The 14,810-nt window shown below is 37.2% G+C and carries 13 protein-coding genes, 1 other RNA gene and 1 pseudogene; 13 read left to right on the top strand and 2 right to left on the bottom strand.

Features of this window, described 5'->3' with window-relative positions; translation table 11 throughout:
- Positions 1 to 324: 324 nt before the first annotated feature.
- Positions 325 to 963, bottom strand: a complete 639-nt coding sequence (locus tag V4P57_RS00875; RefSeq protein WP_455466333.1) for a HesA/MoeB/ThiF family protein — start codon at positions 961 to 963, stop codon at positions 325 to 327.
- Between the two features lie 846 nt (positions 964 to 1,809).
- Positions 1,810 to 2,397 carry a c-type cytochrome gene (locus tag V4P57_RS00870; RefSeq protein WP_455466332.1) on the bottom strand — a complete coding sequence of 196 codons (588 nt, stop codon included), beginning with the start codon at positions 2,395 to 2,397 and terminating at the stop codon, positions 1,810 to 1,812.
- 123 nt (positions 2,398 to 2,520) lie between these two features.
- On the opposite strand from V4P57_RS00870, the gene V4P57_RS00865 reads away from it, so the two are divergent.
- From V4P57_RS00865 to ybeY, 13 genes and pseudogenes are all read left to right on the top strand, one after another.
- Positions 2,521 to 3,252 (top strand): 3-deoxy-manno-octulosonate cytidylyltransferase, encoded by a 732-nt coding sequence (locus V4P57_RS00865; RefSeq protein ID WP_455466331.1) that lies wholly within the window; start codon positions 2,521 to 2,523, stop codon positions 3,250 to 3,252.
- Positions 3,249 to 4,112 carry a prephenate dehydratase gene (locus tag V4P57_RS00860; protein WP_455466330.1) on the top strand — a complete coding sequence of 288 codons (864 nt, stop codon included), beginning with the start codon at positions 3,249 to 3,251 and terminating at the stop codon, positions 4,110 to 4,112. Before V4P57_RS00865 ends, V4P57_RS00860 begins: the two co-directional genes overlap by 4 nt.
- A 557-nt stretch (positions 4,113 to 4,669) precedes the next feature.
- Positions 4,670 to 5,066, top strand: a pseudogene (locus V4P57_RS00855) (hypothetical protein).
- Positions 5,067 to 5,990: 924 nt separating this feature from the next.
- An RNA gene (gene ffs / locus V4P57_RS00850) (signal recognition particle sRNA small type) lies at positions 5,991 to 6,088 on the top strand.
- Positions 6,089 to 6,321: 233 nt separating this feature from the next.
- On the top strand, positions 6,322 to 8,262 hold the full coding sequence (locus V4P57_RS00845) for a DNA polymerase III subunit gamma/tau (protein WP_455466329.1): 1,941 nt from the start codon (positions 6,322 to 6,324) through the stop codon (positions 8,260 to 8,262).
- A gap of 14 nt (positions 8,263 to 8,276) precedes the next feature.
- Positions 8,277 to 8,600, top strand: coding sequence for a YbaB/EbfC family nucleoid-associated protein (locus V4P57_RS00840; RefSeq protein WP_455466328.1), 324 nt, complete (start codon positions 8,277 to 8,279; stop codon positions 8,598 to 8,600).
- A 36-nt stretch (positions 8,601 to 8,636) separates the two neighbouring features.
- Entirely contained in the window at positions 8,637 to 9,242 is a 606-nt protein-coding gene (recR, locus tag V4P57_RS00835) for a recombination mediator RecR (protein WP_455466327.1), read from the top strand.
- Between the two features lie 67 nt (positions 9,243 to 9,309).
- Positions 9,310 to 10,338 carry a YeiH family protein gene (locus tag V4P57_RS00830; RefSeq protein ID WP_455466326.1) on the top strand — a complete coding sequence of 343 codons (1,029 nt, stop codon included), beginning with the start codon at positions 9,310 to 9,312 and terminating at the stop codon, positions 10,336 to 10,338.
- Between the two features lie 105 nt (positions 10,339 to 10,443).
- Positions 10,444 to 11,127: a tRNA (adenosine(37)-N6)-threonylcarbamoyltransferase complex dimerization subunit type 1 TsaB gene (gene tsaB, locus V4P57_RS00825; RefSeq protein WP_455466325.1), complete on the top strand. Its 684-nt coding sequence runs from the start codon at positions 10,444 to 10,446 to the stop codon at positions 11,125 to 11,127.
- On the top strand, positions 11,127 to 11,618 hold the full coding sequence (gene rimI, locus V4P57_RS00820) for a ribosomal protein S18-alanine N-acetyltransferase (RefSeq protein ID WP_455466324.1): 492 nt from the start codon (positions 11,127 to 11,129) through the stop codon (positions 11,616 to 11,618). The genes tsaB and rimI overlap by 1 nt, the downstream gene beginning before the upstream one ends.
- Positions 11,619 to 11,649: 31 nt before the next feature.
- On the top strand, positions 11,650 to 13,026 hold the full coding sequence (miaB, locus tag V4P57_RS00815; RefSeq protein ID WP_455466323.1) for a tRNA (N6-isopentenyl adenosine(37)-C2)-methylthiotransferase MiaB: 1,377 nt from the start codon (positions 11,650 to 11,652) through the stop codon (positions 13,024 to 13,026).
- A 161-nt stretch (positions 13,027 to 13,187) separates the two neighbouring features.
- Positions 13,188 to 14,288 carry a PhoH family protein gene (locus tag V4P57_RS00810; protein ID WP_455466322.1) on the top strand — a complete coding sequence of 367 codons (1,101 nt, stop codon included), beginning with the start codon at positions 13,188 to 13,190 and terminating at the stop codon, positions 14,286 to 14,288.
- 20 nt (positions 14,289 to 14,308) lie between these two features.
- A complete protein-coding gene (gene ybeY, locus V4P57_RS00805) occupies positions 14,309 to 14,785 on the top strand; it encodes an rRNA maturation RNase YbeY (RefSeq protein WP_455466321.1) in 477 nt (158 codons plus the stop codon).
- Positions 14,786 to 14,810: the final 25 nt, after the last annotated feature.

The raw sequence follows: 14,810 nt of genomic DNA, 5'->3' as shown, positions 1-14,810 counted from the left end.
AAGTAGATCACCATAACCACCAAAAAATTTAAGAGCATCATTAGCACACATGGCAGCTGAAAGAGCGTTCACGGGAGAAAACTTCGCAACTTTAAAATTATCATTAATAGCAGCGCAAGCCTCATAGATTAAACCGTCGCTTTTTGGAGAGAGATTTTCTATGAATGAGCTGAATGCATAGCAACCTATTTTTCTAGGTATGTAAAAAGATCCAAATACAGCAATGTCATTGACATAACCAGCATTTATATGAGCTTGTTGATTTCTTACACACCATTCATTTATCCATGGTACCAGATGGTCAGGTTCATCAACAGAAATGCTCTACAAATCGGCTCTGGGCAATTTGTTAATATCTTCTTTCACAGTGATCGACATTTGTAATTCACTAATCTCTATTTGACTGTTTCTTCGTGTCAGCTCACGTCGAAGAACGGTTGTCTTAGGAAATCCAACATCTTGTTCAGTAAAAAGAACTTGTCTGGTAAGGTTGGTTATATCGATCACATCATTGTCAACAAGAATTAATTTTCCCACGACAGAGAATACAAGTATCGCTAATACATGATTACCGATTCCGCTACACCCTAAGATAACCACCACTTTTTGTGAAAGAGTACATTGAACAGACTCTGGATCCATACCATAACTTTGATAATGAAGATGATTTCTGGAATATCGATTATTGAAGATATTGTCTGATGTCTCTGCTAAAATAAGAAAATGGTTAGAAAAAAGAAAATTAAATGCATGATTAAAATCTTCCCTTAACATGATTGACGATAGCGAATTATAAGCTTCTTCTGCCGTATTTTTCTCGATCAATTGTGCGGCGAGAAGTACAAAATTTTCCCAGTCTTTTTTCTTATTGATAACATACTGCTTTGAACCAGCACCGAAAATTGCATCCTCTTTACAGACAAGAACACGGGTGTATTTTCCCAAAATATATTGCTGTTTCATTGCTCCCCCCACTCATTCATTAAATAAACTTTTCTCTGAAAAGTTATTCCAGGGAAAAGAATCCTTTTTATCAATTAAAACCCATATGATCCATGACATCCCCCTTATATTTATATATTTCCGTTATTTATCACTCATGAATATTTTTACACCAATACTCATGGCGCTATTTAAAAAACAGAAAATACCCCAATGCATATTAAAACTCTCTTTTGTATTCGGAATATAAGCGAAGCTTAGTTTTATCGAGTTTTATCTTCTATGGCACTTAGTTGGTTCACTTCAACAAAATTCAAATGACGTACCACGCAACTATTTATTCACTTTCGTTGATAGAGCGCTAACTGGAGATGGTCGCAATTTTATTTTCAAGTGAAATTTTCAATGGAATTTTGTCTGATGCTTGTATTTTCCAACTTCGATTGGATTGTTTTGATCCAATCAATTATAGGCATATTTTGTTTCATTGCCAACAAGAGAAAAAAAAAGGAATACAGACAGAACCTTTATCACCAATGCACAATTTTAAGTGGCTATCGAACTCAACGCATTCTCCCACCTCTTTATCTAATAAATTTGAGATAATAAGTTTTTATTCTTGAGAATGAAAATCTGCTTATGCAGCAATATTCCTCCTCCGCATCATTAATTGCATAAATCTCAAAGTTTTAATGGAATAGCCTTTATATAAAAAACCAACATATGCCAATGATAAACCAACGCGTTAAAGACAAATACCTACATAGTTTTGTGTTATGTAGTGGATTCCACTATGCAACAAACAGTAAATTGATTGAGTGAATTAAAAACACATTGAAACCCCAATACATCTCTTTCTAGAATGCTTTATTTCTCAAATAGTTTATCTTTTGTCTGACTTGACTTACCTTCTTTACCATCCATTGGCAAAGGAACAGGATGATCAGATAAACTGCGTAAATAAAGTAAAAGATCGGCACGATCTTGATCATTTTTGATCCCACGAAAAGACATAATTGTTCCTGGAAACGCTTTACGCGGTGATTGCAGATAACGATCCAAAGTCATAAAATCCCATTTTTGATCAGAGTTCGCACGCAACGCCCTTGAATAGGCAAAACCTTTTCCAGACGCCAAAGGGCGGTTAACTATCTCCCAAAGTGGTGGCCCAACACGACTGGATTCATTGCGTCCAGAGGTATGGCATATAGCGCATTGGTGAAAAATTTTACGCCCATTTTCAAGTTTGCCTTGTTGAAGACGATCTTTTAGTGACAAAGAATTATCAGATACCTTCTGTTTTTCTGAGAATGTATCATTTTTTATCACTGTATGAGAAGGTTGAACTGATGTAGAATTATCGTAAATCATATCGCTGAGTGTGAAAATTCCTACCAAAATAATCAGTACAAAGAGACAAGCAAAAACAAAATAGACGACTGCCGAGCGATTCATAAAAATTCAAACATTTATATTTTTATTACCGCTTTTAGTTTAAGCTTTTTCCATATAATACACAACATTATAAACGCAGCATACAATTATAAATACAGCACACACAGCATTTGGAACTTTGCAATGGTACTTGAACCGATTATTCTTATTCCCGCCCGTATAGGCTCAACTCGTCTACCTCAAAAAGCCCTCGCTGAAATCGATGGAAAGCCTATGGTTGTTCATGTTGCGGAACGAGCAAAAAAAGCCGCATTGGGTCGGACTATCGTTGCAACAGACCATCATGGTATTGCTAAAGCTGTTACAGCTTATGGACATGAATGTATCATGACATCTTGTGATCATAAATCTGGCTCCGACCGCATTTATGAAGCTTTAATTCGTATTGATCCTGAACGGCGTTACAATGTCATTTTGAATCTACAAGGTGACCTGCCAACGATAACGCCTCATGAAATCATCAGTGCATTGCGCCCCTTAGAAAATAGCTTCACTGATATTGCAACTTTGGGCGCTAAAATTGTTGAGGACGATGAAAAAATAAATCCAAATGTTGTTAAAATTGTTGGTACACCACTTTCTCAAAATCGCCTTCGTGCTCTTTATTTTACCCGTGCAACAGCGCCTTATGGAGATGGTCCTCTTTACCACCATATTGGAATTTATGCCTACCGCCGCGAGGCGCTTGAGCAATTTGTAGCACTCAAACCCTCACCGCTTGAGCAATGTGAAAAACTTGAACAATTACGAGCATTAGAGCATAACATGCGTGTTGATGTAGAAATAGTGGATACAGTCCCCTTAAGCGTCGATACACAACGTGATCTTGAAAGGGCACGAAAAATTTTAGCATGAAAACACTTAAAAAAAACAATAAAATTTCCTTCCAAGGAGAATACGGTGCCAATTCTCATACAGCCTGCCTCAATATGTTTCCAAATATGGATGCTGTACCCTCTGCTACTTTTGAAGATGCGCTCAACTTAGTAGAAAACGAGCAAGCTGATCTTGCTATGATTCCTATCGAAAATACTCTTGCTGGCCGTGTTGCGGATATTCATCATCTCTTACCGCAATCTTCCCTTTATATCATTGGTGAGTATTTTTTGCCTATCCATTTTCAACTCATGGTTCTACCAGGTGTTACACATGATGAAATTAAAACCGTTCATAGCCATACACATGCTCTGGCACAATGCCGAAAAATCATACGTGAAAATGGCTGGGCACCTGTCACCTCTGCTGACACAGCTGGAGCCGCAAAATTTATTAAAAAAGATGCAAAACGTTCACAAGCAGCCTTAGCACCTCTGATTGCAGCAGAACTCTACGGACTTGATATTCTTGAAAAAAATGTTGAAGATAGTCCTCATAATATTACTCGTTTTGTTATCCTCTCGCGTTCTCAAAAACGTGTACCTAAACCCAAAAATGGCAAAAAGATCATCACAAGTCTTCTTTTTCGCGTACGCAATGTCCCTGCAGCCCTTTATAAAACACTGGGAGGATTCGCTACAAATGGTATTAATATGACAAAATTAGAAAGCTATCAAATTGGCGAAAATTTCAATGCAACACAGTTTTTCGTTGATATTGAGGGACATCCTGAAGATCCCATGATGAAACTCGCTCTAGAAGAGCTTGCTTTCTTTTCTGCTGAATTACGCATTATCGGTATTTATCCTGCTAAAAACGATCGAACGCCACATGTATGAAGAATAATTAAATTGCATAATTTTTCATGAACCGCACAAGACATCATGAAAATGCTATGATACAGCTTTCTTCGGAAAAACAGGCCTCTTTTTTGCTAAAACAGCTTCATAATGACACTGAAGAAGAAACTGAGCAATAACACCTGTGAATGGAATACTTAAATTATCTTCATAAAATTCTTCCATGAGTTATATAATGAAGGATATGCGTTTAAAAAAGATAAACAGAACACAAGTACTAAAACACAATTTTATTTTGCTATCCCATTTCTCTCATATAAGTCGAAAATACATATCATGTTTTATGGTAATTTATTGTAAATGAATGACTATAAATGTTTCAATTTAGATCATAAAATAATTTAAATTTCTCTCATAATACATCAAATAGTAATGCTTTAATTGTCTTAGATATAAGAAATATTCAATATGATTTTTATAAAGCTGCAAAATATAATTGTACCGTGCTTTTTGTATCAAGTTTGATCTTTTATATTTACGAAAACTGATTTATGATTATTCGTATTTTAGAATAAAAGGGGGAAAATAATGAAAGAATCTTCACTAAAGGATTATTAGCCGCGAACACTCTCGTTTTCTCCAGTGCTGCATTTGCTGGATTTGGCGAAAAAACGGGATTTTACACCATGTGAAAGTGTTACAATTGGTGTGTCTGATACAAGACATCAAGGTGCTGAATGCTCTTGCAAAGCATTTAAGCCCAAGAAAGCATCCTTTACTTTATCATACTCTTTCCCCTCTGACTTAGACAAATTACAAATTGTTGCTGATAATGAGGAAAAAATAACACATGATAAAGTACATGAAATCTTTACACTTAAAAGTATAAAATCTCTCGATATAAGCTTCCCTTCATTAGGAAATCATGTTTTTAAAAATATTACTAAGAAGAAAGTTGTTGGAACAGATTGCGATACAGGAAATTACGATTGATGGTATCTCCGATAGCAGAGAGATTCATACAGAATTATGCAATTGCTTAGATAAGATTTTTTTCAAAATCGGATGTGATAAATTGTTAATGCCAGGTTTTTTGTTGGTTTAAACTCTTAGTGTTTGTATCTAAAAACCAAATATAAGTGATTTTTGCAGCCAATTAAATTGTTTGTATTTTCATTATCGAAGCGAATTTTTTAACAAGGTTATCGCATCCATTTGTGCCGCAAGATTATATCAAAATTCTTAAAAACTGTATCATATATAAGCAAAAAAATAAAAGTCCTGCCTTGGATCCGTATGTGTGTTTCACATCTTGTCGCCATATAGAGTAAAGATGTAAAATGGTAGATATATTCTGTTAACAATAAAATGCATATCGCAACATACATGTGCAGGGAATCCTATTTCATTCTTTTAGTCATACTAAAACGTGTAATTGTACCGCATTTTAGTCTACAGTCATTTAAACTTAGTATAAGAGAAACTAACTTTACTTTTTCTCTCACAGTTCAAGAATTTATCAACCATTTAAAGCGATATCGTGCAGACTACGCCCAATATTTCGCAATAATATTTACCTCTCAGTTACCAATTTCAGCTAATTGAATAACCTGTATGCTCCATATAGTTTTTTACTGCCACAAACTTTCCATAATTCATTGAGAAAATTAAAAAAATCTTCTACACTAAAATCTTTAAATAAATATTAGTCAATGAGTATCTCCTTAATGTTGAACGAAAAACTATTTTTTCATACCCAATTAATATGTTGAACTACTTCAATAAAATTGATAGATTTCCACCCTCTTTATCACCTATAGTACAAAAATTAGGCGCAACGGAAAAAATTCGGTTGTTTTTTTCATACTTTTTGTTTCTTAGCTTGATTTTTCATTTTAAATCGACAATATGAGCGTGGGAGGTTGGTGGTGGACGAACTGCTCGCCAACTGGGTCAGGTCTGGAAAGAAGCAGCCCCAACGAGTTCTGGTACGGGTCATCGTACTAGCCTCCTATTTTGTTGAATAGATCGTGTTTTTGCTGTTTTTCAGTGGAGAATTCTCAATTTTTAGAGTTGTGTTATGTATGCAGCAAATAAAGAAGATGAATTGTCTTTAAGCAGATTGTTCTAATTCTTTCAAAAAATAAATTGATTGAGAGAAAATCCTTTTATATTAGACTACAGTATTAACCTGTGTTTTTATGTTACTGAAATATACGCATAAAGAGCTTCAAAGTTGGAATCGTTGATGGAAAATATGCCGGTAGAAACGACCTATCGTGTTCTTGCTCGCAAATATCGACCTCAGAATTTTTCTGACCTCATTGGTCAAGAAGCCATGGTGCGCACCCTCACGAATGCCTTTGAAAAAGGACGCATTGCACAAGCGTGGATGCTAACGGGAATTCGTGGAGTGGGTAAAACCACAACAGCACGTATTTTGGCACGTGCACTTAACTACAAAACAAAAGATATTGACCAACCAACAACCGTATTGAACACAATTGGTGAGCATTGCACAGAAATTATTGAAGGACGCCATATCGATGTTATAGAAATGGATGCGGCTTCGCATACAGGTATTGATGATATCCGTGAAATTATTGAACAGATACGTTATCGTCCCGTTTCCGCACGCTATAAGGTTTATATTATTGATGAAGTGCATATGCTTTCAACACAGGCATTTAATGGTTTATTGAAAACGCTTGAAGAACCACCAACGCATGTAAAATTTATTTTTGCAACAACAGAAATTCGCAAAGTTCCGATTACAATCCTTTCTCGTTGCCAACGTTTTGATCTACGACGTATTGAATCAGCTGTTTTGGTCGCTCATTTACGCCAAATTGCTCAACATGAAAACGTGGTAGTAGAAGATAAAGCACTCTTTATGATCGCACGTGCTGCTGAAGGCTCTGTACGTGATGCATTGTCCATTTTTGATCAAGCGATTGCTCATAGCAATGGCAACGTTAGTGCTGTTGCAGTGCGCGCGATGTTAGGATTATCCGATCAAGCACGTATTATTGATCTCTTTGAATTCATCATGAAAGGAAATGTAGTAAATGCATTGCATGAATTACGCAACCAATATGATGCAGGCGCCAATCCCCTCACTGTATTGACAGAGCTGGCCGATTTCAATCATTTGGTTACACGTTTGCGTTTCACTCCAGAGATAGCTGAAAATCTCTCGCTTACTGAAGAGGAACGTTTAAGAAGCTTAGATTTTTCACAAAAACTTTCCATTCCTGTTTTGTCCAGAAATTGGCAAATGTTGCTCAAAGGCTTACAGGAAATTAGTCAAACCGCGCGTCCGCTTCAAGCTGCCGAAATGCTCTTGATTCGTCTTGCTCATACTTCAAATCTTCCAACTCTTGATGAAGCTTTAAAAAAGCTTGAGCAAGAAAAAACTTCTCTTACAATTATCGAAAATTCTTCTCATCAAAAATCCACAAGTGCAAATAGTACAACAAAAATGGCAGCTGTAGATGCCCATTCTTTCCAAAACGTTTCAAATACATCAACAAATCAACCAGATTTTAAAACACCCTTGAAAAACCAATTGGACCAAACCTTAAAATCAAAAGATTCAGTCAAAATTCATACTCTCGAAAGCAGTAACACCCCTCAAATAACAGAAACTCTTGAAATTTCTCCGTTTGTTGTCTCGGCTAAACATATTGCAAATTTACCGCATTCTTCTCAGCAAACAACAAAAGAGATTACTGAACCCCAAACCATAGTTATTAATTCCTTGCACGACATTGTTAAATTAGCCGAACAGTATAATGAGATTTCTTTCAAACTCCTTGTTAAAGAATTTGTTCACCCTGTGTCTTTTAAACTAGGGCATATTACCCTAAGACTTGCTGAAGATGCTCCACATTCGCTTGCACGTGATATAGAAAAAAATCTTTTCCAATGGACAAAAAAACGCTGGACTATAACCTTTGTTAATGAAGGAGGCGGACCAACTCTACAAGAAGAAAGTTTGGCTATCCAAAAAACTCTTTTTTCCAATGCACAAACAGATCCTGATATCGCAAAAATACTTGACTATTTCCCAGAAGCAAAAATTGTCGATATTCGTTTGAATAAACAAGAAAACGATTTTGATTTAATTCCCAATAACTTTAAAAATGCTGATATTTGTAAAAATGAAAGTGATATTAATGATGAATAAGGATACCCATTCCTATGCGTGAAATGATGAACGTGATGAAAAAAGCCAAAGAAGTGCAAGAAAAAATGCAAAAAATTCAAGAGGAAATAGCGAATATACAAGCTGTTGGCTATGCAGGAGGTAACCTCGTTAGTATTTCCCTAAGTGGCCGAAATGTTATAACAGCGGTGCAAATTGATCCTTCATTACTCGAACCTGAGGAAGCTGAAATCCTTGAAGACTTGATTATGGCAGCCTATAATGAAGCCAGAGCGAAAATTGAAATAGCTATAGAAGAAAAAACCAAAAGCGTAACAGCAGGGTTACCTCTCCCATCAAGTTTCAAACTTCCGTTCTAATGAACTGGATTTTACCCAATCCCTTGGAATAAGAGTATGTCTAAATACATCGCAGGACCTGAAATTGAGCGTCTCATTCAGCTTTTAGCACGAATACCAGGTCTTGGTCCACGTTCGGCACGCCGTGCTGCACTTCATCTCATCAAAAAAAAAGAAGCATTACTGGAACCTTTAGGAGCGGCAATACAAGCAGCTGTAGACAAAGTCGGTATTTGTTCTGTTTGTGGCAATGTAGATACAACTGACCCCTGTTCAATTTGTACAGATCCCCGCCGCGATGCTACAACGATTATTGTCGTTGAGGATATTGCTGATCTTTGGGCCCTTGAGCGCGCAAGAACTTTAGCCGCACGTTATCATGTCTTAGGTGGCCGGCTCTCTCCCTTAGATGGAATAGGGCCTGATGAACTCAATATCACTTCTTTAATACAGCGTGTTGTACAAAATCCAATTACAGAGATTATTCTCGCTGTGAATGCTACAGTTGAAGGACAAACAACAGCTCACTACATTACTGATCAACTCTCTCATTTCTCAGTTAGAATTACGCGACTTGCCCATGGAGTACCCGTAGGAGGTGAATTGGATTATCTTGATGATGGAACATTAGCTGCTGCCTTACAAGCAAGAACCAATCTTTAAAACTACCCTCACTTGTCTATTGTTCTTTTTGTCCATCATTATTTTATTCTGTAGGAAAATACCCCAAATGCCCAAGAAAAGCTTCTCTCTTCTGAATGATTTTGGACCTGGTATTCTAGCGTGTCTGCTCATATCCGCCTTAGCTTATGGTTTAGAAATTATTGAAAAACAGTTTTTTGTAGAGACGTGGCTTGAAAGCCTTGTTTTAGCAATCTTACTGGGGTCTATTGCGCGTAGTTGTTTTACTTTTCCAGAATATTTTCAAAAGGGTATAAATTTTTGCGCAAAAACACTTCTCGAAATTGCTATTGTTCTTCTAGGTGCAAGCATTAGCATTCATGCTGTTCTTTCAGCCGGCTGGAATTTGCTTGCTGGCATCGTATTCATTACATTCATAACTATTCTTATCAGTTTTGCCATTGGGAAACTTTTTAGGCTTTCCCCACATTTAGCAATGCTGGTTGCATGTGGTAATGCTATTTGTGGTAATTCAGCTATTGTTGCAACTGCACCTGTCATTAATGCAAAATACGAAGATGTAGCCGCGTCAATTGCCTTTACCGCTCTTTTAAGCGTTATTATCATTTTACTTCTACCCTTTTTACAACCAGTTTTAAATTTATCATTTAGTCAATACGGCATGCTTGCAGGTATGGTTGTTTATGCTGTACCACAAGTTTTGGCAGCAACAGCGCCAATATCTTTCATGAGCGTTCAAATTGCAACAATTGTCAAGTTGGTGCGAGTTTTAATGTTAGGGCCTGTCATTTTTATCCTATCCATCATCTATCGTCGATCAGCACAAACACATTTTCGTTTACACACTCTCGTCCCATGGTTTATCATTGGTTTCATTATCATGATGCTTATTCATTCAAGCGGGCTTATTCCTGAAACGGCTATTAACCCGATCAGACTTACTGCTCAGTTGTTCACTGTTATCTCAATGGCAGCATTAGGATTAGGCATTAACATTCGTTCATTAAAAAAAGCAGGATGGCGGATTATTTTAGCTTCAACCTGCTCCATAGTAATCCTTGCTACTTGCAGCCTTGTTATGATAAAATTGGTCGATTTGAACCATATAATATTTTGAAACTGCATCTTCTTAAAAAATATTGCAAAGTACACCAACAAAAAAAACAATACTAAAAAATACAACAGTCTTTTGTGTATCACATTATTCAACGAGAATATTTTTATGCTTATCCTTGCTATAGACACTGCTTCAATCTATTGCGCTGTTGCACTTATTCATCATAAATCTGTTATTGCCCGTATCAGTGAACGCATGAATAAAGGACATGCTGAAAAACTCATTGGGTACATTGCACAAGTAACTGACCAAGCCAACATTACTCTTAATCAAGTTGATCGCATTGCTGTCAATATTGGACCTGGGTCATTCACCGGTGTGCGTGTAGGTGTTTCAACAGCAAGAGCTTTGGCATTGGCGCTCAAAATACCAGCTATTGGAGTAAGTGCACTTGAAGCATTAGCAGCACAAACAAGCAATCAAAACACTAGATCAGCAATCACTGTTGTTATTGAAGCAGGGAGAGATATGTTCTACCATCAAAATTTCAACGAAGACCTCACCCCTTTGGGGGATCCAAGATTAAAAACAATTGAGAATATCCTCGAAGATCTACCACAGCAAACGATATTAACCGGTCCAGCAGCTGATATCGTTGCACTGTACATTAAAAATAATAAATTAAACAGAAAAATCGTACAAGATCAAATCTTCCGCGAAGCAGCTGATGTTGTAAGCTATGCTCACCTTGCTGCAAATAAAAAACCTCAAGATTCGCCCCGTCCCCTCTATTTACGCAATGCTGACACAAAAAAACAAACCGATTTTGCTTTACCACGAAAAAAATAATGTCTCAATTTTCGCTGACAAACAAACATTTTGGGATTGCTCCGCTACAAACTGATGATAGCGCTCCCCTTCATAAAATTTATCAGAATTGTTTTATCCCTGCTTGGGAAAAACAAGCTTTTGATAATTTTCTACAAGATCACTCTATCTTTGGATATAAAGCCTTCTTCATTAGTAAACCAGATCAAATTTTAGGCTTTTGCCTATGCCGTCTCATTCTTGATGAAGCAGAAATCATCACAATTGCTGTCCAACCTCATTTGCGTCAACAAGGAATTGGTACCTTGCTTATCGATAGCATACTTCGCCATCTTCACCACGAAGGAGCTATAAAACTTTTCCTAGAGGTAGAAGAAACGAATCTTTCTGCTCTGAATCTTTATCAACGTTTCAAGTTTGAAAAAATTGCTAAACGTCCTGCCTACTACCAGTCAAAAAACAGTCGCACAGATGCAATCATTATGCAAAAAACTTTTAAGCAAATAGATTGAGATTTGTGTAGAAAACATTTAGACATGCGCTATGAATAAAGTAAATCCTAAAAATATACCTCCTATTTCTCCTAAAAAGGTTTTTATCAAAACCTATGGATGTCAAATGAATGTTTATGATAGCCAACGAATGACTGACAGTCTCAGTTCACAAGGTTATGTTACGACACAAACACCAAATGATGCTGATCTTATTCTTGTTAATACTTGTCATATTCGTGAAAAAGCAGCAGAAAAACTCTATTCTGATCTTGGACGTTTGCGCGTAATGCGTCAAGAACGAGCACCTGACAAACCTTTGATGATTGGTGTAACCGGTTGTGTGGCACAAGCTGAGGGGAGTGAAATTTTGCGCCGTGCTCCAACAGTGGATCTCGTTATTGGTCCGCAAATGTATCATCGCTTGCCAGACTTGTTAGAAAAAGCCAAAAAAGGGAAAAAAATTATCGAAACAGACTATGCTGTTGAAGATAAATTTGCGCATTTACCGCCTCATAATAAACGTGCTGTAAGAAACCGAGGTGTTAGTGCATTTTTAACAGTGCAAGAAGGCTGCGATAAATTTTGCACTTTTTGTGTTGTTCCTTACACACGTGGTGCCGAAATATCGCGATCTGTCGAGCAAATTACTGATGAAGCGCATCAACTCATTGAAGCAGGCGTCAAAGAAATTACGCTCCTTGGTCAAAATGTAAATGGTTGGCACGGACAAAGTGCTAATGGTAAGGTTTGGCGCCTTGGCGACCTTCTCTATCATCTCGCTAAACTAGATGGTTTAAAGCGTCTGCGTTACACAACAAGCCACCCGCGAGATATGGATGATAGCCTCATCGCTGCACACCGAGATCTTGACATATTGATGCCTTACCTGCATCTCCCTGTTCAATCTGGTTCAGATCGCATCCTAAAAGCAATGAACCGTCAACATAAAAGCATTCATTATCTTCGACTTATCGAAAGAATTCGTACCGCGCGACCTGATATTGCTTTTTCAGGCGACTTTATTGTAGGATTTCCAGGAGAGACAGATGAAGACTTTGAAGAAACCATTAAACTTATTCAACAAGTGCAGTACAGTTCCGCTTATTCTTTTAAGTATTCACCGCGACCTGGAACAGTTGGTGCAACAATGAAGAATCATGTTGACGAAACTGTAAAAGATGCTCGCCTCCAACATTTACAAGTGCTTCTTCTTGAACAGCAAAATGCATTTTTGCGTTCTAAAATTGGTCAAACAGCCGATGTTCTCATCGAAAAGGCTGGACGTCACTCGGGACAAATGGTAGGTCGTTCACCTTGGCTTTTACCTGTTGTCGTAGACACAGAAGCCTCTACAGGCACCGTAGTGACAATCCACATTAAAAATGTAAGTTCAAACAGTTTTGTCGGTGAAATGGCAAATGTATAGATATATTACTAATGCCTTGTTCATAATAAAGATTTTAGAAAACCCTTTTATTTTTAAAGAAAATAATTACATCTAAAGCCTATGCTCTATGAAAGATAGATTGTTTTTTATAAAGTTTACTAAAAACGTATACAAAACTTATATAAATATGGGAGAAGAGGTTGAAAGCTTCAACCGAAAAGATCAAGCGCATTAAAGAGAAAATAAATGCTGATCCTGACTGTACTGGTATCTTGAGAAAAGCAAGCGCATTGGATACTAATCATGTTATTTTAATTTTTGAAAATAATAAATATGCGAAAGCGGTTTTTGGTAAACTCGACGAAAATCTTGCTTATATCGAACAAAAACTCGAACTGAGCATTCATCCGCGTGGTAATGAAGTTCTCATCCATGGAAATATTGCTGCTATAAAACGTGCACAATATGTATTACAGCAGCTTTATGAACACGCCAAAACACATCAAGAGCTTACTTTATCAGATACAGAAGGAGCGATTGCTATGGCAAATTTGCTACAGGAACAGGAAGAAGCCCCAAAAATAACCCAACCTGCAAAAAAACGTATCCCTGCACGATTAAGTACTCATAAAAAAACAATCCATGCCAGGACCCCAACACAAGATGCTTATATACGTGCAATGGAGCGTAGTGAGCTTGTTTTTGGTGTAGGACCGGCAGGAACAGGAAAAACATATCTTGCCGTTGCTCACGCTGCAATGCTTTTAGAGCGTGGCATCATTGAACGAATTATCCTCTCACGTCCCGCCGTTGAAGCTGGAGAGCATCTTGGCTTTCTTCCCGGTGATCTCAAAGAAAAAGTCGACCCATACTTACGTCCACTTTATGATGCCCTTTATGATATGATGCCAGTCGAAAAAGTAGAGCGCATTTTGGCTTCTGGTGTCATAGAAATTGCTCCGCTTGCTTTTATGCGCGGGCGAACACTTGCCCATGCAGCTGTTATTCTTGATGAAGCGCAAAACACCACACCTATGCAAATGAAAATGTTCCTCACACGTCTTGGAGAAGGAACACGTATGATCGTCACCGGTGATGTAAGCCAAATTGATTTGCCTGCCGGACAAAAATCAGGTTTAATTGAAGCGATACGCATTTTATCACAGGTAGAAAATATTGTAATCATTCGTTTTAATGAAAAAGATGTTGTGCGCCATCCTCTTGTTACCGCTATTGTCCGTGCTTATGATCATGATTCTGGTATACAAATTCAAGAAATGCCATCTTCAAGCGCTTCATAAAAAAGTGAGTTCAATTTTTCATGATTACTATTGATATAACTGTTGAGAGTTCTGGGTGGAATGATAAGGAAACACTTTATAATATCACTGAAAAAGTATTAACAGCAACAATGCATCATCTTTCATTAGAAAATGTTGTAAGCGAAGTAAGCCTACTTTTTACGAATGATAAACATATGGCACAGATCAATGCGCAATGGCGTGGTAAAAATAAACCCACCAATGTATTGTCCTTTCCTGCTTTTCCACTTAAAATTGGACAAACTCCCGGACTCATGCTCGGCGATATTGTTATTGCGCGAGAAACTGTTTTACTTGAAGCAAAAAATGAGGGGAAGTTATTTCAAGATCATTTGATACATATGATTGTGCATGGCGTTCTCCATCTGCTTGGCTATAATCATGAAACAGATGACGAAGCTCATCAAATGGAAAAGCTTGAAAGAGAAATTCTTCGAAAGCTTTCCATAAACGACCCTTACACTAAAATGTCTTAAAAATGATAAAAATTAACTTTTGAAA

Source organism: Bartonella sp. B39, from assembly GCF_053795145.1.
Note: the sequence above shows the minus strand (reverse complement) of the source record. Positions and strands in the feature narration are given on the sequence as shown.